5 protein-coding genes are annotated in these 24576 nt (G+C 46.3%); all 5 read right to left on the bottom strand.

Annotated features, from left to right (window positions below; genetic code table 11):
- Window positions 1–39: 39 nt before the first annotated feature.
- Complete coding sequence (locus NYE22_RS12340; RefSeq protein ID WP_342411880.1) at window positions 40–1572, bottom strand: glycoside hydrolase family 10 protein; 1533 nt, start codon at window positions 1570–1572, stop codon at window positions 40–42.
- Window positions 1573–1707: 135 nt separating this feature from the next.
- The gene (locus NYE22_RS12335) at window positions 1708–2100 is read right to left on the bottom strand and encodes a DUF1360 domain-containing protein (protein WP_014476970.1); all 393 of its coding nucleotides are present in this window, start codon (window positions 2098–2100) and stop codon (window positions 1708–1710) included.
- A gap of 108 nt (window positions 2101–2208) precedes the next feature.
- Window positions 2209–6048 (bottom strand): plipastatin non-ribosomal peptide synthetase PpsE, encoded by a 3840-nt coding sequence (gene ppsE / locus NYE22_RS12330; protein WP_342412778.1) that lies wholly within the window; start codon window positions 6046–6048, stop codon window positions 2209–2211.
- Between the two features lie 7 nt (window positions 6049–6055).
- Entirely contained in the window at window positions 6056–16867 is a 10812-nt protein-coding gene (ppsD, locus tag NYE22_RS12325; RefSeq protein WP_342411879.1) for a plipastatin non-ribosomal peptide synthetase PpsD, read from the bottom strand.
- A 25-nt stretch (window positions 16868–16892) separates the two neighbouring features.
- Window positions 16893–24560 (bottom strand): plipastatin non-ribosomal peptide synthetase PpsC, encoded by a 7668-nt coding sequence (gene ppsC / locus NYE22_RS12320; protein ID WP_342411878.1) that lies wholly within the window; start codon window positions 24558–24560, stop codon window positions 16893–16895.
- Window positions 24561–24576: the final 16 nt, after the last annotated feature.

The following is a 24576-nucleotide window of genomic DNA, read 5'->3' as shown; positions in this document are numbered from 1 at the left end:
TTAAAAAAAGACGACTTAGAAAGCCGTCCTTCTCATTTCTTATTTTGTTGTTCGTTTGGAAGCCTTGCTTTCGTTATGAAGCCGGTCTGCTGAAGTGACATAATACGTATATTTCTTGTTAGGATCTGCCGTGTTATCTAAGAAGGTTTGCTGCTCATGTGTTTTTCTTTGCGTTGCCAGCAATGTTCTCTGCTTTTTCCCTTCGGCTCTGTATATCGCATAATAGGCTGTTTCTTTCGTTTTTTGATTTGATGGGTGATCTTTAATCTGCAGAAGATTGCCGTTTTTGTCTTCGGTGACTTTCGTAAACTTCGGTTTTTTTGGGGCGGTATTGTCAAGCCAAGGCATTTGCGGAACTAGTGCCGGCTTGCTGTAAAGATCGGCGATAAGCCTGTCTTTGATGCCAAGCGGATTTTTGTTGAGGTCCTTGAGGCTGAAATGCATGCTTCCTTTCACCAGTTCAAGCTGGCGGTTCAAAGTGATTTGCCGCACATATTCCTCAGGGTTGGACCAAGGCGGATCAAAATTGTTATTGATTTTATATGCTGCCTGGCCAATATATAAGTGAACAGGTCTATTTTTGACTTCATTGCTCCACCAATCAGCCAGCACGTCGTAAGCCGCTGCGTTAAAGCCGATACTCCAATAAATTTGCGGAGCAATATAATCGATGTCGCCTTCTTGGATCCAATGTCTTGTGTCTGCATATAGATCGTCATAATTTCTGACGCCTGCTTTTGTATTCGATCCGGTCGGGTCATCTGCGGCGTTTCTCCATACTCCAAAGGGACTGATGCCGAATTTGACATACGGTTTTGCAGCTTTAATTGTTTGGTTGATTTGTTTGACAAGCTGGTTCACATTGTCCCGCCGCCAGTCATCGATATTAGAAAAAGCGTCTTTTCCGTATTGTTCATACTGTGCTTGATCAGGAAATTCCTGTCCTGCTATTTTATAAGGGTAAAAATAATCATCCATATGAACAGCATCGATATCATAATGTTTTACGACTTCTTCAATGCCTTTGACGATAAAATCTCTCGCTTCTGGAATGCCTGGATGATAATACAGCTGGTTTCCGTAGGCGGCAACCCAATCTGGATGTTTTCTTGCCGGGTGACTCTCAGACAATTTATTAAGATCTGTATGATTCATTGTAATACGGTAAGGGTTAAACCACGCGTGAAATTCCAAATTTCGTTTATGGGTTTCTTCAATCATAAATGCAAGAGGATCATAGCCCGGGTCCTTCCCTTGGACACCGGTTAAGTATTCCGACCAAGGCCCGTAAGCTGACGGATAAAAGGCATCAGCCGTCGGTTTAATCTGAACGATAACGGCATTCATTCCCATTTTTTGCACATCGTCCAGCAGTTTGCTATACTCCTGTTTTTGCTCTTTCACAGATAACCCTTTTTTGGACGGCCAATCAATATTTAATACGGAAGCAATCCATACGGCTCTCAGCTCCCTGTCAGACTGCGCATTGGCCATAAACGGAACGGAAATGACAAACGTTCCGATGATCAAGCTGACAAGGAAACGGACAATCGACTTTTGGCAAACCTTCATTCTGTTTCTTCTCCCCCATTACATCACTTTCACTATTCGCTATTACGGTATTCCCGGGCTATAAAAGGGTGATTAACAGAATGTCTATCTCACTAAATAAACGAAAAAAGTCCTAAAGCATGTTGTGAACCGCTTTTAGGACTTTTTATCATTCATCATGGTTTGCAGACTTTTTAACACGTCAATAAGTTTTACGCCGACACCGACAGCCGTTTCAAGGATCGCTTGTGCTCCGGCAATAGCTAAAATAAAGATCAGCGGTATTGCAATACGAGGCAAAAAAAGATAGCCAAGTCCGATCAAGATGGCACACCAAACACCGGCACACCAGTAGCAATTGAGCATGTATCCAAAGTTAGAAGCCGGCACGCTTTTTTCATCTACATGCCCGTTTTGATCAACAATCCTTTTCTTTTTCATAAAAGGTTTTCGGATAAATTCTGTGATTTTGTCGAATACAATCAAATGTGTCAGCCTGTAACTGGCTAGAATCAGCATGATAAACGTAAGAAAAGATAAATGATCCATGACAAGCCTCCAAGAAAAAGGATGATGTTATCATTCCCTAGTGTCATCGATCCATTCTTTGATACAAAAAAGAAGCGGACAGAGAATGCCTCTGTCCGCGAATCCGCTCTATTGTTTGTGCGGGATTGCTTTATTTGAAGTGATCTTTTCTAAAATGTCGAGGATGATGTCAGCATTCTTTTCAGCATATGTTCCTTCCAGCATGTCTTTATGAGCGCCAAAACCCGTGTACTCGCTGTAGTTTCCGCAGGCGCCTTCCCATTTCGTTAAGCCTGTATTCTCGCTGGTTTCGATTTGAATTCCAGCTTCGATGAAATGAATGCTTGCTTTGATGTGCCCTTCATTCAGCAATTGTGCCCAATATTCTTGATAGTTTCTTTTTTTCTTCATCACTTTTTCTCTGACTGCTTCAGGCAGATATGCTGCAGATTCGTCATTCCCGGTATCAATAGGCAAAGGCTGTTCTTTTAGATAAGCGTCCACGATAATGAAGTCGCTGACTTCTAATCCTTTGCGCTCCATAGCCTGTGCCACTTCAAAAGCCAGGTTTCCGCCTGCAGAGTAGCCTAATAAAACGTATGGGCCCTCAGGCTGTATGTCCGTCATGCAATTAACATATTGTTCAATGCGGGTGTCTTGTTCAATAAAGTGAAACCCGTATACGGCTGCCTTCTCATTCAGTAATAAAGCAAGGTCTTTGAAATAAATGCCAAATCCCGATATCGGCGGGAAGCAGAAAAGATTTTGCGCGCCGTGCTGGTTCAGTTTGATCACATGCTGTTCATCTGCCGCTGTCAGCTGTTTAGAATAAAGTTTTTCGGCAAGCTGAGCGATTGTCGGATGTTCGAACAAGAAATCAATCGGTATGTCAATGTTCTGCTGATGTTTGAGTGTATGTATGACTTGCAGTGCTTTTAGTGAATGTCCGCCAATAGCAAAGAAGTCATCATCAATACTGATTGTGTTAACACCGAGGACTTGCTTCCAAATGTTCGCCAATTCTTCTTCAACCAAGTTTCTTGGCAATATGATGTTCTGTCGTTTGGCAGGCTTATTTTCTGGAATAGGCAGCGCGCTGCGGTCTATTTTTCCGTTTCCGGTAAGCGGCATCCGCTCCACACGCACCCAGTGCTGCGGGATCATATAGTCTGGAAGCACACGCGCCAAATCGGCGCGAAAATCCGTATCTGTTTTTTTATGATCACCGACGTAATGAGTGTACAGCTGCGCCTCTCCATCTTTTTCTCTCAATGTCACTGCTGCTTCTTGAACGCCTTCCATTTCTAACAGGCGCGCTTCTATTTCGGCGGGCTCAATTCGTTTTCCGCGAATTTTCATCTGCCTGTCAATTCTGCTGATGTATTCTAAGTTTCCATCAGGCAGCCAGCGTGCCAAATCACCGGTACGGTAAATTCTTTCTCCAGGCAAGAAAGGATGAGGAGAAAAAACAGTATTTGTCATGTCATCTCTGTTCAAATAGCCTTTAGCGACCCCATCACCGCCAACACAAAGCTCGCCGGGAACGCCTATTGGCAAAAGACGTCCTTTTGTATCTAAGATGTAAGCGGTGCTATTGCTGATTGGTTTTCCAATCGGAATCGGCCCCGCATAGTCTCTCTTTATTTCAAAAAAGGTTGAAAAAGTCGTGTTTTCCGTAGGCCCGTAAATATTATGAAGCGCGAGATCTGGGCAGGCGTGCCTGACAGCATTCATCAGAGCAGGCGAAAGTGCTTCTCCTCCGACATATAACGTATGGAGTCCGCGAAACATATCAGATCGTACCTGTGCCAGCTGATTAAAAAGAGCTGTCGTTAAAAATAGCACTGTGATGTCATTTTCAAGCAAATACGCTCCAAACCGATCAGGTGTCAGCATTGTCGATTTATCAATGATATGAAGGCTTGCGCCATGTAAAAGTGACCCGAACATTTCAAAGGTGACGGCGTCAAAGCTGATAGATCCAGTCAGAATAAACCGGTCATCACCGGACGCAGACGTGTAATTGCTGTTTCTGACAAGGGACACGACATTGCGATTCGTGATCATGACCCCTTTCGGCCGGCCTGTTGATCCTGAGGTATACATGATATATGCAAGATCGTCTGGACTGGAGATGGTGTTGATAGGAAAATGGTTCTCTCCCATCAATGCCTGCGCATCTGCAATCATACATGTTCCTGAGAACGCAGCATTTTGCTCCAGCCCCTTTTGAACAATCAGCATTTTTGCTTGCGTTTCCTCAAGCATAAAGCTGACTCGTTCAGGCGGAAGCTCCTCATCAAGCGGGAGGTATGCTCCCCCTGCTTTTAATACGGCAAGCACACTGATCATGAATTCGGGAGAATGTGCAGCCAATATTCCGGCTGTCTCGTTTTTCCGAAATCCCTTTTGAATTAACTCTCTGGCGAGCGCATTAGAGCGTTTATCAAGCTCTTTATACGAAATAGACATATTGCCATACACAAGTGCGGTATGGTCTGGCGTCTTTTCTGCTTGTTCGCGAAATAAATCGATAATTGTATGATTCTTTGGATACTCCGTTTTTGTATTGTTGAACTGTGTGACAATCTGCTCTTTTTCTGTTGCATCAAGAAAAGAAAAATCAGCAATTGGCATATGAGGGTGCTGTGCAGCTGTGCTAAGCGCTTGCGTAAATTGCCTCTTGATACAGCTGATCCAGGCAGCATCGTAAACGAATGCATTATAGCTGAACTTGACGACAAGCTCTTCGCCGGGAGCAACGACAAGATTAAAGTTATATCCTGATTGCTCGGATACTTGAACTTGATCGATTTGCAGCGGTGAATCGGTTTGATCAGCGGAATCGGCGATTTTCTGCTGTAACGGATAGTTTTCAAAGACGATAATGTGATCAATCAGTTCCTGTTTTAATGCGGTGTTTGCCTGAATATCAAATAAAGGCTGGCAGGTAAACGGCTCAGCTTCCAGCATTTCTTTCTGGCATCGTATGAGCAGTTCTTGAAACGTTTCGTCTTGATGTGTTTTAATTCGAATCGGTATGGTATTGATAAACAACCCTATCATTTGCTCCACGCCCGGGATTTCTGACGGTCTTCCTGATACAACTGCGCCAAACACAACGTCGTCTGTGCGGTTATATTGCTGCAGCATCACGCCCCAGACCGCCTGAATTAGGGTAGCGAGCGTGACGCCGTGTTGTTTGGCAGTCTCTTTCAGCTTGTCTGTCAGTGGTTTATTTAATGAAAATATCAAATCTTCACGGTGATAACCTTCTTTTGTTTCTTTATCAGACACACGAGGCAGAGGTGATGGAGTGCTGTAGTTTTTTAAATAGGTATCCCAGTAGGCTGCTGCTTTTTCTTTGTCTCGGTTTGTCAGCCAGGAAATATAGGTGCTGTACGGACGGACAGGGTCTAATGAAAGCGGCCTTCCTGCATGAATCGATTGATAAATTTGCATAAATTCCTGCATAACAATACCTAGGCACCATCCGTCCATTAAAATATGATGGTGACTCCAGATACAGACATGCTCATCTTTAGCTGTTTTGAATAGAGAAATCCGCATCAGCATGTCTTTTTGCAGATCAAAGCCTTTTTGCTTGTCCTTCTCCTTAAAGCGTTCAATATACTCATTCTGGTCGTTTGTTGGCAGATGAGAAATGTCTTCGCTGTACAAATAGAATTCACGTTCTGTCATCACGACTTGCCGAGGTCCCGACAAATGCGGGACGTGCGGCAAAAACACGGTTCTGAAAATATCATGGCGGTCGATAATGGCTTGAATGCTGCGCTGGAACCAGTCATAGCTGAGGCTTCCTTTAATGGTGAAGAGCGACTGCTCGACATACGCCCCCTCCTCTTTACGGAGGAAGGAATGAAAGAGCATTCCCTCCTGCATGTGACTCAGAGGATAAATGTTCTTGATTTTTTTTATGTTATCCATAGTGTCTGCACCTTTCTTCACAGTTTCATTAGTGAAAACTGAGCATATCAGCAATCTCTTGCAGGGCATCCTCGGTCAGTTCTTGATCATCATAATCGCTGATCGTTTTTTCTGTTTCGCTTTTGTTCTGGCAGTGTTCGATCAGCTGTAATAAAAATTGACGGCATGTTTCGCTAAGCTGTTCGATGGTTTTGTGCTGAAAACGGGTAGTGTCATAAGTCATATTGACAGTCATTTTCCCTTCTGCAGCGATTGCACTGATATCCAGCGACTGTTCACGGTTCCATGTTGTGCTGATATCACCTCCGGCACCCAGCGGAGAGAATGAGAAGGCGTCCTCCTCAGGTATTTCAGCTGTGCGGCCGCTTTCAAATTGACCCAGATAATTGAAGCTGATTTCTGGTGCACCTGTGAAATCGATGTCTTTGTTGCCAGGCGGAGTCAAATATTTGATGACACCGTAGCCGAATCCTTTGTTAGGTACACGTCTCAGTGTATCTTTTGTTGTTTTTAGCACATGAACCATGTATTCTTCCGAATCTAGCAAGTCTGCGTTCAATTTAACCAATAACGGATAAATGGCGGTAAACCATCCAACCGTCCGGCTCACATCTATTCCTTCTAATACATCCTCTCGCCCGTGGCCCTCTAATGATAGTTTGAAGGCGGATTGATTGGTCCAATGGCGCAGCGCAAGAATGACAGAAGCGAGCAGCATGTCCTGCGTATCAGTGTTATATGCGCTGTTGGCGTCTTTTAAGAGTGCTGCTGTCTCTTTCTCGTTTAAGGTAAACGAAATCGTGGACCGTTGTCCCTCGTCTGCTCTAGTGCCATCGATGTGATCAAAAGGCAATGCCTCTGTTTGATACTCTTCGGCTTCGCGCCAATACTTGAGCTGTTTCATTAGCTGCTGGCTTTCAGCGTAGTCAGAGAGCTTTTTCGTATACGCTTTAAATGAGCTTGTTTTAGGAGGCAGCTGAATCTCTTCCCCGCCTGCAGCTTGGCGATACCCTAAAGCCAAATCTTCAAGCAGAACCCGCCATGAGATGCCGTCAACGACGAGGTGATGAGCCGATAAAAATAAGAAATCACCGTCAATTGTGTGGAAAAGACCGGCTTGCAGCAGCGGACCATTCTTCAAATCCATTTTCTGCTGAATATCAAGTACATGACGTTTGATAATAGGCTCATACGTGCTATTTCCATCAGTGCCGTCCGGAGCTGATAAATCAATCATCTGAAGGCCGTACAACGCGTCGTCCGAATGACTGAGCGGCCGATTATATTGATCCCACTTTCCTTGTTCATTCTGTGTAAACACCATTCGCAGCGCATCATGATGACACGTTATTGCTTTTAACGTTTTGCGCAGTGCGTCTTCTTGTACAGAGGTGCTTCGATACAGCATTACGGACTGATTAAAATGGTGTTTTTCTTTTATATCTTGAGAAAGAAACCATTTTTGAACAGGCGACCATTGTACGTCTCCCTCAACCGGAGCTTGGCTGGAACTTGTATCTGAATCACGGATATAAGCTGCCAATTCTTGAATGGTCGGATGGCTAAACAAATCTTTCACTGCCATTTGCTTGCCTATCCGGTGAAGCCGCGCAGATACCTGTAACGCTTTGATTGAATCTCCGCCAAGTTCAAAGAACGAATCAGCTGTTCCGATCTTTTCTGCCCCCAGTACTTCTTTCCATATATCTGCCAGTATTTGTTCCATTTTGCTGGCTGGCGGGAGGAATGGACGTTCACCTTCGTGGTTGTATACAGGTTTTGGAAGTGCTCCGCGATCCAGCTTGCCGTTTGGTGACAATGGAAGTGAGTCCAGTTTTTCAATAAACGCAGGGTGCATAAACACCGGCAGCTTGTTTTGTAATTCTGAGCGTACAGCATTTGTGCTCAACTCTGGTTTTGCCACCACATAAGCACTTAATTCGGTTTGTCCTGACGCTGTTACATGAGCAACTACTGCGGCGTCTTTTACACCATTTATACACCGGATGACCGATTCAATTTCTTTCGTTTCTACACGGTATCCTCTGATTTTGACTTGATCATCGATTCTTCCGAGATATTCGAGTGTACCGTCGGCCATCCATCTGGCGGCGTCTCCTGTTCGGTACATTCGTGTTTCGGGTTTAAGTGGATTCTGCGTGAATGCTCTCTCTGTCAGTTCTGGAAGATTGACGTACCCTCTTGCAAGCCCTGTTCCTGCTATACAAAGCTCTCCCGCAACACCGATTGGCTGAAGCTGATGATTGCTATTTAAAATCAGCACTTGAGTCCCGTCAATCGGCTGGCCGATGCTTACGTATGCCTGCTTTTCCATATGTCTCATGACGGTAGTCGCCACGCTGTTTTCTGTCGGTCCATATTCGTTGGCGAGTTCGGTATGCGGACATATAGCTAAGCTGCGGTCGATCAATTCGCGGTCAGCCGCTTCTCCCGCCAGTGTGACGACTCTAAGTGTCTTTACATCTTCCGGCTGCACTATGTCCAAAAGGGCTCGATATAAAACAGGCACAATAATCATATGTGTAATCCGTTGACGAGACAGCTGATGCTTAATGGCCAGAATATCCTTCGCTTCCTCTTCATGAAGCAAAACGGCTTTTGCACCTGACAAAAGCGGTGTAAACATACTAGTTATAAAGCCGTCAAATGAGAAAGAAAAGAGCTGCAGAATGGTATCTGTCTCGTTGAATGCATAAGCGCTTCGCCGCCACTGAAGAGTGTTAGCAATACCTTTATGCTCGACCATTACCCCTTTTGGACGGCCCGTCGTTCCAGAGGTATAAATGATATAAGCCAAATGATGGGCAGACGACATTTGCGGCAGCGGCGATTTGTCGTCTTCCTCTACGCTTTCTATCGTCAAGATCTCTCCTTCAAAGTCAGCAAGTACTCCCAGATCCGCTTCATTTATTGTCATCAGCAGTTTCGTTCCGCTGTCGCTGAGGATATAGCGTTTCCGTTCTTTCGGGTATTCAGGATCAATGGGAACGTAACAGCCGCCTGCTTTCCACACACCAAGTATGGCTGCTATCATACTGAACGAACGATGCATCATGATGCCTACTGGTGTGTCCGGCTTAACACCTCTGTTGCGCAATGCACGTGCGATTCCATTGGACCACTCGTCCAATTCTTGATACGTCAGTGTTTTGTCTCCGCTGACAAGTCCAGAAGCTTTTGGTGTTCGTGCAGCTTGCTGCTCAAACAATTGACTGATTGTTTGAACTCCGTATTGATTCGCTTGCCCGGTGTTAAACTCATTAAGCAGCTGGTGCCGCTCTTCTTGGGTCAGGATGTCGATATGGTTGAGTGTCACCTCCGGGTTTTTGCCGATGATGCTAAGTACATTTGTTAAATGCGATGCCCAGCGTTCAATGGTGGTTTTCTCGAACAATGCGGTTGAATATTCAAAAAGGAAATGAATGTTTCCGTCGCCCTCAGATGCCTGTAGTGTCAAATCGAATTTAGAAACGAGATGAGAAACTTGTGCCGGCTTCATTTGCAAATCATGAAGATGCAATGACTCGTAATCATTATTTTGAACAACTAACATCGCATCAAACACTGGATTCCGGCTCATATCCCGTGTCAATTCAAGCTTATCGACAAGTTCTTCGAACGGGTAATCCTGATGCTCAAAGGCTTCCAATGCTGTCTCACGCACTTCCTGCAAATACTGTACGAATAGCTTCCCGCCCTCCGGGCGCGTCCGAAGCGCCAGCGTGTTCACAAACATGCCGAGTATCGGCTCAAGATCCTTGTGCGGCCGGCCGGCAATTGGCGTGCCGACGATGATATCTTCCTGTCCGCTTAAGCGTGACAAGAACGCGGTGTAAGCCGCAAGGAGCACCATGTACAGTGTGCTTCCGTTTTCTCGTGCCAGCTTGTGAAGGCCTGATGCAACCTCTTGATCCAGCGTAAATAAGACCTTGTCACCCGCGAAGCTTCGCACCGGCGGGCGGGCATGATCAGCCGGAAGATCCAGCACAGGCAGCTCGCCCTCGAGCTGCTTCAGCCAGTACGCCTCTTGCGTTTTGTACGCATCTCCTGTTTTGAATCCTTCTTGCCATACGGCATAATCTTTATATTGAATGCGCAGTGCCGGAAGATTCCGATTATTGTACAGCTCGCCGAATTCCCGAATCAGAATGTTGACGGAAACACCGTCTGAAATGATGTGATGCATATCAACCAGCAACAGGTGCCGCTCATCTGATACCTTTACGATTTGGGCACGGAACAGCGGCGCTTGGCTGAGATCAAACGGTTTGATAAAGGCGGCTGCGGCCTCCTGTTCGGTTCGTTCGCCGAGAACTGTAGTCTGTAACGTAAACGGCACCTCGTCATGGATGCGCTGCACCGGATCGCCTCCTGCGTCCTGTTCGAAGGAGGTACGAAGCGACTCGTGGCGCTTGATCAGCTCTTTGAAAGCTCTGTCCATCCTTTCAGGGTTGAGCTTCCCTTCGAGCTCTAACACAGCCGGCATATTGTAGCCTGTCCCTCCGTCCTCCAGCTGCTGAAGGACATAAATCCGCTTTTGGGCAGAGGAAACCGGATAGGTTTCCTGTTTTTCAGCGGGCTTAATCGCTTCATATGGACTGTCCGTTCCTTCACGGATAACGGTAGCCAGCCCTTCGACTGTCGGATGGGCAAATACATCTTTTAGCGGCACCTGTACATCGAATTCTTTGGCAATCCGTGAGACAAGCGCCGTTGCTTTTAAGGAATGTCCCCCGCGGTCAAAAAAGTTGTCGTGAATCCCGACAGGGCCATTTTTCAGCACGTCCTCCCACAGCTGAGAAAGCTTCATCTCAGTCACGTTTCTCGGCGCTGTGTAGGTCTCCGCATCTGCCGCTCCGCCAGGAGCTGGCAGGGCGTTTCGGTCGAGCTTTCCGCTTGGTGTAACCGGCCACTGTTCCATTTCTATCATATAGGCTGGGACCATGTAGCCCGGCATCAGGCTCTCAAGTTGCGCTCGGACTTCGTTTCTTTGGAGCCCTTCTACATAAGCGCATAATTCCGGCTCGCCGCTGTCTGTCCGTACGGTAACGGCCGCCTCTCTTACACCTTCTATACTTCTTAGTGCCGCTTCAATTTCTCCCGGCTCAATCCGGTAGCCGCGGATTTTCACCTGATCATCCAACCGTCCCAGGAATTCAACATTCCCGTCAGGGAGCCAGCGCGCCACATCCCCTGTTTTGTACATGCGTTCACCCGGGTAAAACGGATCCTCAAGAAAACGCTCCTCCGTTAATGACGGCCGATTCAAATAGCCTCTGGCAACACCGGCTCCGGCAATGTATAGTTCGCCGATACATCCGGCAGGCAGCATCCGCTGCTTTTGATTGAGGATATACAATCTGACATGATGAACAGGTTTTCCAATTGGAATACGTTCAAGTTTTTCATGCAGCGGACAATCAAAGAATGAAGCTTCTACAGTTGCCTCCGTTGGTCCGTAGGAATTGGTTAAAGCAACATTTGGAAGCAACTCGCAAAATCGGGAGACGAGATGGGTTCCCAGCTGCTCTCCCCCGGAAAACACCCGCTTGAGTCCCTTTGTTTTAATCGGTACAGGGCGATATTTTATATGTTCTAAAAATACATGAAGCATTGAAGGCACAAAATGCATAGCTGTGATCTTTTGTTCTTCTATAGCCTGCGCGATCACTTCAGGTTCTTTTTCGCCTCCCTGAGGAAGCAGATAAACAGAAGCACCGGCATAAGACCACCAAAACAGCTCCCATATTGAAGCATCGAATGAATAGGATGTTTTGTGCATAATCATGTCTGAATGCTTTAGCTGATAGCGGGACTGTAGGGAATTCAAAAAATTCACCGCTGATCGATGTTCAATTTCAACACCCTTAGGCATCCCGGTAGAGCCGGATGTATAGATGACATAGGCTAAAGATTGCGGGAGAACGTTCACATTCGGATTGGACAAACGATGTGCCAGTCCGCTATTTGTCTGATTGAGATAGACAATCTCTCCTGTAAATGCCGGAATATGAAGGCTGGCAGACTGAAGCAGGAGAATGTTTGTACCGCTGTCCTCCAGCAGAAAGCTGATTCGTTCTTCCGGATAATCCGGGTCGATGGGCAGATAAGCGCCGCCAGCTTTAAGAATTCCATAAATGCCAAGCAGCATTTCAGGTGAACGCTTTCCTATAATGGCAACAGTCGTTTCGGGTTTTACCCCCCGTCCGATCAGCTCCCAGGCGATACGGTTAGCCTGTTCGTTCAATTCTTTATAGGTCATCACTCCATTTTCGAAGATAACGGCCGCCTGATCAGGCGTTTTTGCTGCCTGCTGTTCGAGTGCATAGTGGAGCGTTTGATTCATTGAATAGTCCGTCTCCTCAAACAGATGGCATGATTCAATGAAATCTCGCTCTTCTTCTTTTGTTAAGATTGGAATATCGTCCAATTCTGTTTCAGGGCTGGCAGCTGTATGTTCCACAAGCGTGGTGAAAAGGCTGGCCCACCTTTGGATGGTTTCTTTCTCAAACAAAGCTGTACTGTATTCAAACTGACAGAAAAGCTCGGAATCATGCTCTGTAACGTATAGGGAAATATCAAATTTTGATATTGGGTGCTCCAAGTCGTTCCACTGAAGCTGTACATCATTCATTTTTAGCTTTTGCTGTTCCATATTCTGAAGGACTAGCGTTGTGTCAAACAAAGGATTCCGGCTCATCTCCCGCTGCACACCGAGTTTGTCCACAAGCTCTTCAAACGGGTAATCCTGATGCTCATACGCTTCTAGTGCCGTCTGTCTGACTTCTTTCAGAAATTCCTCAAATGTCTTATTACCCGCCGGGCGTGTGCGAAGAGCCAATGTATTGACGAACATCCCAAGAACAGCTTCAAGGTCGGCATGGGGCCGTCCGGCGATAGGTGAACCAATCACGATATCATCCTGACCGCTTAACCGAGACAAAAAGGCTGAATACAAAGCGAGAAGCGTCATATAAAGCGTGCTTCTGTTTTTATGGGCTAGCCGCTTTATGCGGGCCGTGATCTCTTTGTCCAATTGAAAGGTTACTTTTCCGCCTATGAATTGCCGTTCTGCCGGACGTCGTTTATCTGTTGGAAGCTCCAGTATAGGAAGGTCCCCGCTAAACTGCTGCTGCCAGTAAGTCTCCTGCTTTTGGTACGAGTCTCCCTTTTTAAATTTCTGCTGCCATACGGCATAATCTTTATATTGGATCCGCAATGGCTTAAGCTGCCGGTTTGCATAAAGATCGGTAAATTCTCGGATTAGGAGCTGAACGGATACGCCATCTGAAATGATATGGTGCATATCCACCAGCAATACATGCTTCTCGTTTGACACTTCTATAAGGCCTGCTCTAAATAATGGCGCCTGGCTGAGATCAAAGGGACGGACAAATCCCTCGATAGTGGTCTCTTTACTTAACGTAAACGGCACTTCGGTGTGGATACGCTGAACCGGCTCGTCATCAGCTCCGGATACAAAGGAAGTTCGAAGCGGCTCATGCCGGCTGATCAGTTCTTTACATACAGCAGACAGTTTGGCGACATCCAGTGCACCTTCCAGTTCTAAGACCGCAGGCATGTTATAGGCGACACCCTCATCAAGCTGTTGGAGCACATAGATTCGTTTTTGGGCCGAAGATACAGGATATGTATCCCTTTCTTCTGCTGGTTCAATTGCTGCATACGGATTTTGTTCTGCCTCTCGAATGATTAAAGCTAATCCTTCAACAGTCGGATGAGCAAAGATGTCCTTAAGTGAAACTTGCACATGGAATTCCTTTGCGATCCGTGACATAAGCACTGTTGCTTTTAACGAGTGGCCGCCATTGTCAAAAAAGTTGTCTTGGATGCCTATATGCCCATTCTTTAGCACATCTTCAAATAGTTGCGAAAGCTTTGCCTCTAACAGATTTCGAGGGGCAGTATATGGGTTTCCGCTGATTGAAGCATCTGGCTCCGGAAGTGCTGCGCGATCTACTTTTCCGTTTGGGGTAAGAGGTATGCTGTCAACCCATATCCATTTCGCCGGAATCATGTATTCTGGGAGCTCACTAGCCATATAACTGCGTAAATCTATTGCATTCAGCTTTTGTACACTGCAATAGTAAGCGCATAATTCATGTTCACCGTTTTGATCTTGCCAGATGAGAATGGCAGCCTCACTAATGTCCGGATGATTCATTAGCGTGACTTCGATTTCTTGCGGCTCAATTCGATAACCTCTGATTTTCACTTGATTGTCTGCCCGTCCGATATATTCGATGTTGCCGTCTTCAAGCCGTCTGGCCAAATCACCTGTCCGGTACATAATCACATCAGGCCTGAATGGGTCGGATGAAAATTTGTCGCTTGTCAGTTTATCGTGATTGACATATCCTCTGGCAACACTTGCGCCGGAAATATAGAGTTCGCCTGGTACGCCGCATGGCTGAAGCTGTTTTTGATGATTCAAAATATATAGATCAGTACAGCCTATCGGTTTACCGATTGGCGGAAGCTCAGGAATAGGGTCTCCAGGATGAATGGTATACGTAGATACCACATGAGTTTCTGAAGGTCCGTAATGATTGTGCAGGTGTATGCCGCGTTCACGCAACACATTTTGGAAAAGGTCTGAAATCATTAATTGTTCCCCGGCTGCGATCAGGTGTTTGACGCCATCAGGAAACGAGTTCGCAAGTTCTCGCTCGCTGAAAATCATTTTGATAAAAGCAGTTGGGAGAAACACAATATTCGTCTGATGCTTGTTTATAAATGTAAACAGCTGAGGCACATCTCTTTTTATGTCTTCTGGAACGATGTGGAGTGTGCCGCCTTTCAGAAGCGCAGAAAATATTTCTTGATAGCAGACGTCGAAGGAAGGTGTCGCAAATTGCAGAACATCTGCTTCAAAGTCAATGCCGGAGTGAGTATATTCGAACTTCAGCAAGTTAGCCATGTTTCGATGCTCAAATTGAACACCCTTTGGTTTACCTGTTGTGCCTGATGTATAAATCATATACAGCAGATCGTCAGCATTGTTGACTGACTTTATGTTACTGCCGTCTACTTTGCTTTCGATATCTTCTGGATGAGTGATAATGTAATTGTCTTCTAACGATGAGGGAAGATGCGCTTGTGAAACAACATGCGAACAGCCGCAATCATGCAGAATATAACGGATTCTGTCAGCAGGGTAATGCGGATCAACCGGAACAATGGCGCCGCCTGCTTTCAAGATACCAAGAACACCTGTGATAAACGCCGCTGAGCGTTCCATCATAATCGCAACGGGTTCCTGTCTCACAACGCCTTTCATTCGTAAATGCCGTGCCAATCTGTTAGCCGCTTTATTCAGTTCTCTGTATGTTAATGAGCAGGCTTGATCAATTACAGCATGAGCATCTGGTGTCTTTTCCGCTTGCTTTTCAAACATGGCATGGATGGTTTCGTAAACTGGTGTTTGATCTGTGATTTCTCCAATCAGCTGCCGCTTTTCAGTATCTGTCGTGATATCGATTTCTTCAGGTGGAAGATTCGGATTATTTAAGATTTGTGATACAGCATTCAGAAGATGCTCTTTGACAGAGAGCACAAAAGACCGATCGTGCTGCTCCGCATCATAGTTCATTTTGATATGAATTTCTTCCCCTGGCGCCACCATAAGATAAAAGCTGTAGTTGGTTTCATCTGCGACAGTGAAATTATGAATCTGAAAAAGATCAGTAGCATGTTCCTGTTTGTTCAGCATTTGAATCTTTTGCTGCACCGGATAGTTTTCAAATACGAGAATATGATCAATCAACCCTTGCTTAACAGCTGAGCGGGATTGAATCTCATATAAAGGGTGGTAGCTGTACGCTTCAGCGGCAAGACGGTCTTTTTGCATATCTTTTATAAGTTGAAGAAATGGCGTTTTTGCCCCCTGCACCCGAACCGGCATCGTATTAATGAAAAGACCTACCATATGTTCAATGCCTTCGATTTCTGCGGGTCTTCCTGAAATGACAGAACCGAATACGGCGTCATCGTTATTATTATATTTTTGTAGCAGAATGCCCCAAATGGTATGAAAAATCGTACTGAGTGTCACTTCTTCTCTTGCAGCAAGCTCTGAAAGTCTGCTGCTTTCTTCCTTAGAGAATGAAAATGTAACGTGTTCCTGCCTGCTTTTTCCCTTTGTTTTTTTCTGCTTCGGGAGCACGGTTTGCTGTTCGTGGCCGGAAAGATAATGGTCCCAATAAGAAACCGCCTGCTCTTTGTCTTGCTCCATCAGCCATTTGATATACTTTCCGTATGGCTGGACCGGCTCCAATGTTATAGGGGATGCATTTACATAAGATGCGTAAATATGCAGAAACTCCTTTAGCACAATGCTGAGGCACCAACCGTCCATCATGATATGATGAAAGGTCCAAATGCAAGAGTACTGGCTCTCTCCTGTTTGAATCAGAGCCATGCGCATGAGCACATCCTTTTGCAAATGAAACCCCCGGTCCCGGTCCTTTTCTTTCCATTGCTCGATAAACTGTGATTGCTCCGCCTCGTTTAAATGAGTAATGTCTTCTTCCAGGACGATGATATTTCGTTCTCTCAGAACAACCTGCTGGGGGGAGGAAACATTTTGGCTGATAAAAATCGTTCTGAAAATATCATGTCTTTCTACAAGAGCGTTGATGCTGTTTTGAAAAAACTGCGGGTTGACTTTTCCTTCTATTGTAAAAGAAGCTTGCTCAACATACGCCTGTGAATCTTTTTGCAGGAGGGAATGGAAAAGCATCCCTTCCTGCATGTAAGACAGCGGATAAATATCCTGAATTGAATTCGCTTTTGTCATGTTCATGTCTCCCTGTCACGATTTTCTACAATTCTTCTACCAAGCTGGATATGCTGTCCAAGTCCTCTGCCGTTAATGATTGACTGCTGAAATCGCTCAGTGTCTTTTCTGCTTTCTGTTGACCGGCGCAGTGTTTCATAATGTCCAGCAAAAAGTGTTCAATCCTGTTAATAAGCTGCTCCATTGTGTTTTTGTGAAAGCGGGCTGGCGGATAACTAAGATTGAAATGGAGCTTTTTGTCTGCTGCCATTGCGCTCATCTCGATCATTTGCTCACGCTTCCATGTATGAGTGATATCCTTTCCGCTACCAAGGCTTGATGGGCGGAAGGTGTCCTGTCTTTCGATGTCGTTGAACTGGCCCAAATAGTTAAAGCTGATTTCAGGTGTTTTTGAAAACGTAATGCTTTTATTTTCAGGGTGTGTAAGGTATTTCAGCATACCGTAACCTACCCCTTTGTTTGGTATCCGGCCCAGTGTATCTTTAACGGTTTTTAATGCGGTTCCGAGCTCATCCCTATGATTTTCAAAGCTTATGAGGGCCGGATACATGGATGTAAACCAGCCGACCGTCCTGCTGATATCTAACTCTGGCAGAATGTGTTCTCTCCCGTGTCCTTCCATAGCGATACGGAGCTTGCTTCCTCCTGTCCATTCACAAATCGCCAAGGATGCTGCGGTTAACAGAATATCTTGTGTATCTGTGCCATAGGCGTGATTGACGTTTTGCAGCAAGACGGCGGTGTCTGCTTCAGTCAGTGAAAAGTTTAATGAGTCCCTTTTGCTGAAGTCGATGTTCACTTGATGCGGTATTTCATAGGGCAGTTCTGCGTCTTGCTGTTCTTCTACAGTTCGCCAATACGCCTCTTCGCGAATCAGCTTACTGCTTTGGGCATATTCCTGTATGCGTCTTGCGTATTCCTGATAGGAATCCGTTTTAGGCGGAAGCTGGATCGTCTGGCCTGCAGCAGCTTGTTGATATCCGGCTGATAAATCCTCAAGCAAAATCCGCCATGAGACACCATCAACGACAAGGTGATGGATCGCAAGGAACAAGTAATCTCCGGTCAGTGTTTTAAACAAAGCGGCGTGCAACAATGGTCCTTCCTGCAAATTGATGCTTTGCTGAAGATCTGCAACTTCTTGTTTGATTTGCGTCTCCCAGCCGCTTTCTGACTGTGAAAGATCAAAGGTTCTTAAGCTGTATAGCTGTGACTCATGAATGCCTTGGTTGATTTGAATCCATCGCCTATCATCGTTGCGATAAACCATCCGAAGCGCATCATGATGCTCCGCCAGCTTTTTTAAGGATGCTCTAAGAGCGTCTTCAGACAAACGGTCAGTATGGAAAAGCATGACAGACTGATTGAAATGGTGTCGTTCTTCTATGTCTTGTGAGAGAAACCATTTCTGAATAGGCGTCCATGGAACATCTCCCTGAACAGGTCCTTGTTCTATGACTCTCTCTGTTTTACGAATAAATGGTGATAAGTCTTTTATCTTTGGACGACGGAATAAATCACTTACCTGCAAGCTTAACCCGTGGCGCCCGAGACGTGCAGAAACTTGAAGCGCTTTGATTGAATCGCCGCCCAATTCAAAGAATGAATCCTCTATTCCGATCCTCTGGATGCCTAGAACCTCCTGCCAGATCAATGCCAGCTGCTCTTCAAGTTCGTTGCGTGGCGGGATGTATGTTTGTTTAGATGCGAAATCTGGTTCAGGCAGTGCTTTCCGGTTCAATTTGCCGTTCGATGTGAGCGGAAGATTCTCCATTTCAATGATATACGCCGGAATCATATAATTAGGCAGTGAACACGCGAGAAGTGAACGCACTTGTTCAGCATTCGTGCCTGCTTTTACGCTGATATAGCCAAACAGCTCTTTGCTCCCGGTCTGGGCTGTACGTGCTAACACTGCGGCTTCTTTGACCCCGTCTATTTGACGAAGTGCTGATTCGATCTCACCCAGCTCCACACGATAGCCTCTGACTTTTACTTGATCATCAATACGGCCAACGTACTCAATTGTGCCGTCAGGAAGCCAGCGCGCCAGATCACCTGTGCGATACAGTCGATCGCCAGGTGCAAATGGATGTGGGACAAATTTCTCTTTCGTTAAATCAGGACGGCCCAAATATCCTCTGGCGACGCCATCTCCGCCGACACAAAGTTCACCGACAGCTCCGACCGGCTGCAGCACTCCCCATTGATTTAAGATATAAGCGGTGGAATTACCAACCGGCCGCCCGATCGGAATGGAAAGTTCATATGTTTTTTGAATGTGAAGGCATGTCGAAAAAGTTGTATTTTCGGTAGGGCCATATCCATTCCATATAGATACTTCAGGGCAGACATTTCTGATTCGATTGACGTGGCTCGGCGACAAAGCTTCTCCGCCAATAATCAAATGTTTCAGCTGTGAAAATGTTTGTTCATTTTGTTCTGTCAAATGATTGAATAGAGAAGATGTCAGCCAAATCGTTGTGATTCCTTGATGTTCTATGTACCTCTTAAGCTGATGGGAATCGAGAAATGTTTGTTGATCGGACAGATGCAAAGCGGCACCATTTAGCAGCGGTCCGAAAATTTCAAATGACCCAACGTCGAAACCGATTGATGATGTCATCAGAAGGCGGTCTTCAGGTGTAAATGTAATATAATTGCTGTTTTTAACAAGACGAATTACACTTCGCTGCTCAATCATGACACCCTTTGGTTTACCGGTTGATCCAGAGGTATAAATGATATATGCGAGTGAATGTGGCCCTGCTGAAGAATCAACGTTCTTCGTTTTTTCTTGCTTTTGAATATCTTCGATTATGATTTGTTCACATTCAATGTCTAATAGTTGTTTTTCTGTTTTTTCAGATTGAAGGAGTAATGCCGCCCCGCTGTCTGACAGCATATAAGCTATTCGTTCAACAGGCAGATCAGAAGCAATAGGCAGATAGGCTCCCCCGGCTTTCAGAATGCCCAGCATTCCTGCGATGAGTTCTGGTGTTCTGCCTGTCAACAAGGCTACAACACTATCAGGCTCTACGCCCTTAATCTGTAGAACTGAGGCAATTTGATTTGCCCAGCTGTTCAGGTCCTCGTAAGTGAATACTTGGGTGTCGCTGACAATTGCTACAGCATTAGGCGTTTGTTCAGCCTGCATTTCAAAGAGTCTGCTGATGGTTTCATTTCTTGGATAATCTATTTTTGTACGATTGAGCTCGTGGATAAGGTAATGGGTCTCATCCTCATTCAGGATATTTATTGTTCCGAGAGCGGCTTTGTTGTCTTTGATGATAAAGAGTAACATATTGATGAAGTATTGAAGCCACTTTTCTATCGTTTTTTTCTTATATAAGTTAGTACTAAACTCCATTTGGAACGTCAGCAAACCGCGGGGCTGTTCCTGGGCATATAGGGTTATATCAAATTTGGACGTTTGATGCCCATTGTTTGCTGCAGGTTTGAGACAAAGCTCATCCAGCTCCAACGATTCATGATCCATGTTTTGAAGAACAAACATTACGTCAAACAGCGGATTTCTGCTCATATCCCGTGTCAATTCAAGCTTATCGACAAGCTCTTCGAACGGGTAATCTTGGTGCTCAAAGGCTTCCAATGCTGTCTCACGCACTTCCTGCAAATACTGTACGAATGGCTTCCCGCCCTCCGGGCGTGTCCGAAGCGCCAGCGTGTTCACAAACATGCCGAGTATCGGCTCAAGATCCTTGTGCGGACGGCCGGCAATTGGCGAGCCGACGATGATATCCTCCTGTCCGCTTAAGCGTGACAAGAACGCGGTGTAAGCCGCAAGGAGCACCATGTACAGTGTGCTTCCGTTTTCTCGTGCCAGCTTGTGAAGGTCTGATGCAACCTCTTGATCCAGCGTAAATGAGACCTTGTCACCAGCGAAGCTTCGCACCGGCGGGCGGGCATGATCAGCCGGAAGATCCAGCACAGGCAGCTCGCCCTCGAGCTGCTTCAGCCAGTACGCCCCCTGCGTTTTGTACGCGTCTCCTGTTTTGAATCCTTCTTGCCATACGGCATAATCTTTATATTGAATACGCAGTGCCGGAAGCTTCCGATTATTGTACAGCTCGCCGAATTCCCGAATCAGAATGTTGACGGAAACACCGTCTGAAATGATGTGATGCATATCAACCAGCAACAGGTGCCGCTCATCTGATACCTTTACGATTTGGGCACGGAACAGCGGCGCTTGGCTGAGATCAAACGGTTTGATAAATGCAGCTGCGGCCTCCTGTTCGGTTCGTTCGCCGAGAACTGTAGTCTGTAACGTAAACGGCGCCTCGTCATGGATGCGCTGCACCGGATCGCCTCCTGCGTCCTGTTCGAAGGAGGTCCGAAGCGACTCGTGGCGCTTGATCAGCTCTTGGAAAGCTCTGTCCATCCTTTCAGGGTTGAGCTTCCCTTCGAGCTCTAACACAGCCGGCATATTGTAGCCTGTCCCTCCGTCCTCCAGCTGCTGAAGGACATAAATCCGCTTTTGGGCAGAGGAAACCGGATAGGTTTCCTGTTTTTCAGCGGGCTTAATCGCTTCATATGGACTGTCTGTTCCTTCACGGATAACGGCCGCCAGCCCTTCTACTGTCGGATGGGCAAACACATCTTTTAGCGGCACCTGTACATCGAATTCTTTGGCGATCCGTGAGACAAGCGCCGTTGCTTTTAAGGAATGTCCCCCGCGGTCAAAAAAGTTGTCGTGAATCCCGACAGGGCCATTTTTCAGCACGTCCTCCCACAGCTGAGAAAGCTTCATCTCAGTCACGTTTCTCGGCGCTGTGTAGGTCTCCGCATCTGCCGCTCCGCCAGGAGCTGGCAGGGCGTTTCGGTCGAGCTTTCCGCTTGGCGTAACCGGCCACTGTTCCATCTCTATCATATAGGCTGGGACCATGTAGCCCGGCAACAGTCTCTCAAGCTGTGCCCGCACTTCGTTTCTTTGGAGCCCTTCTACATAAGCGCATAATTCCGGCTCGCCGCTGTCTGTCCGTACGGTAACGGCCGCCTCCCTTACGCCTTCTATGCTTCTTAGTGCCGCTTCAATCTCTCCCGGCTCAATCCGGTAGCCGCGGATTTTCACCTGATCATCCGTGCGCCCGAGGAATTCAACATTCCCGTCAGGGAGCCAGCGCGCCACATCCCCGGTTTTGTACATGCGTTCCCCCAGGTAAAACGGGTCTTCAAGAAAACGCTCCTCCGTTAATGCCGGCCGATTCAAATAACCTCTGGCAACACCCGCTCCGGCAATGTATAGTTCGCCGGCGACACCGGAAGGCTGTACGGCTAAATGCGGATCTAAAACATACAAACGCGCACCGGGTACGGGCTTCCCAATCGGAATCCGCAAACGATCTCTGTCCCGTTCTGGATCCAATACGTAAAATGCCGCGTCTACCGTTGCTTCTGTCGGCCCGTAGCCATGGATTAATGATACCTGCGGCAAGATAGAAGCAAAACGGGCTGCCGTACGCGGCGCAAGCGGTTCACCTCCGGCGAATACACGCTTTAGGTTTGCCCCGTCACCGAGCGCTAACATTTCCGCTTGATCTAGAAAGCTGTTCAGCATAGCCGGAATAAAATGAGCCGTTGTCACGTTTTCCTGATGAATGGCTTTTACGATCAATGCGGAGTCTTTTTCCCAGCCGGGCGGAAGCAGATACGCCGAAGCACCGGAAAGAGCCCACCAAAACAGCTGCCACACAGACGCATCAAAGGAAAAAGAGGTTTTCACCATGACGATGTCATCTTCTGAAAGCGGAAACTGGTGCTGCATGCCGGTCAGAAAAGAAACAGCCTGACGGTGCTCAACGGCCACTCCTTTCGGCTGCCCGGTAGAGCCCGATGTATAGATGACATAGGCGAGAGATCCGTCGCTAACAGAAGCAGACACATAACGTTTTACTTCTTCACGATCAAGAGATGTCATGTCAACTTCAAGCGTCTCTCCAGAAAAGCTCGGTGCGGAGCATCCCGGCTGTGTCAGCAAGAGCGATGCCCCGCTGTCTTTCAGCATGTAGCTCAGCCGCTCCTTTGGATACGCAGGATCAAGCGGCAAATACGCCCCTCCGGCCTTCAATACAGCAAGGACAGCGATCAGCATGTCAGGTGACCGCTCAGACAGGACACCGACGATACTTTCGTTTGTGACGCCGCGTGCCGCAAGGTGCGCAGCCAGCCGACTGGCATACAAGTCAAGCTCAGCGTACGTCAGCAAACCGCCGGAAAAGCGAATCGCTGGCCGCTCCGGTGTGACTGCCGCCTGTCGCTCAAACAGCCCATGCAGGGTTGGGGCTTCAGGTGAAACAGATACTGTCCTGTTATTTTGAGAAACGATTTTCCGTGTTTTGTCCTCATCTAGCAATGTCATCTTTGACACAGGAAGAGATGGATCAGAGATGACGTCAGAGATCATGTGCTGTAAATAATCTTTTATTTCGGACATCATATTTGGTTGATAAGCGCCTGTATGAAAATGAATCCGAACGTACAAAGTACGCCCTGGGATCACTTTGACACTGCATCTATAATTAGTTACCTCTTCCATCTCAAAATCTTTCACGGAGAAATCAAATGATCCAGCTTGATTCAGCTCTTCAATCTCTTGTTGAGTAGGTGTATTTTCAAAGACGATAATATGATCAATCAGCTCTTGTTTAAGAGCGCTCTGCGCCTGAATGTCATATAAAGGGAAGTAACTATACGCTTCTGCTTCAGTCATGTCCTTTTGCATTCCGCTGACTAGGTCAGAAAAAGACAGAAAATCACTTTGGACTCGAATAGGAATGGTATTGATAAAAAGTCCGACCATGTTTTCCACATCTTTTAGCTCAGAAGGTCTGCCTGATATAACTGATCCGAATACAGCATCGTCGCGGCGATTGAACTTTTGGAGCATGATTCCCCATAAAGCTTGGAAAACAGTGTTAAGTGTCGCACCACATGCTACAGCGATTTTCTGTAATTCGGAGGTTTCTTTTTCAGGAATGGTAAACGTGATCTGCTGTAATGTCCCATCCGACATTTGATCTGTTCTTTTAGGCAGAGGTGAAGCTTTTTCGAAATGCTGAAGCCTTTTTTTCCAATACTCAGCTGCTTCTTCCCGGTCTTGCTGCATCAGCCATTTAATATACGTCCCGTACGGCTGTACGGGAGGCAAATCAGGAAATTGCCCTTTTCCAAGCGCTTGATAAATATGGAGAAAGTCTTTAATGACGATGCCTAAACACCAGCCATCCATTAAAATATGATGGTGGCTCCAGATACAGACATAATGATCAGGCGCCCATTTTAAAATAGATATTCTCATCAGTACATCCGTTTGGAGATCAAAGCCTTTTGATTTGTCCTGTTCTTTGAATGCCTCTGTACAATGTTCTTTATCTTTTTCATTGAGATGAGAAATATCTTCAACATGAACATGGCAATGACGTTGCTTGAGCACGACTTGACGAGGTTTGGCTACATTTTTATAGATGAATGCTGTTCGAAAGATATCGTACCTGTCAAAAACAGCATCCATACTTTTCTGGAAACGCTCCAAGTCAAGCTGTCCATTGATCGTAAAAGAAGCCTGTTCAAAATAAGCTCTCGACTGCTCATCATACAATGAGTGAAAAAGCATCCCTTCCTGCATAAATGACAAAGGGTATATATCCTGTATTTCAGGTTGCTGCGGCATCAGTGAATCTCCTCTC

Origin of the sequence: Bacillus sp. FSL K6-1560, from assembly GCF_038592935.1 — a bacterium.
GTDB classification, from domain to species: Bacteria; Bacillota; Bacilli; order Bacillales; family Bacillaceae; genus Bacillus; species Bacillus subtilis.
Note: the sequence above shows the minus strand (reverse complement) of the source record. Positions and strands in the feature narration are given on the sequence as shown.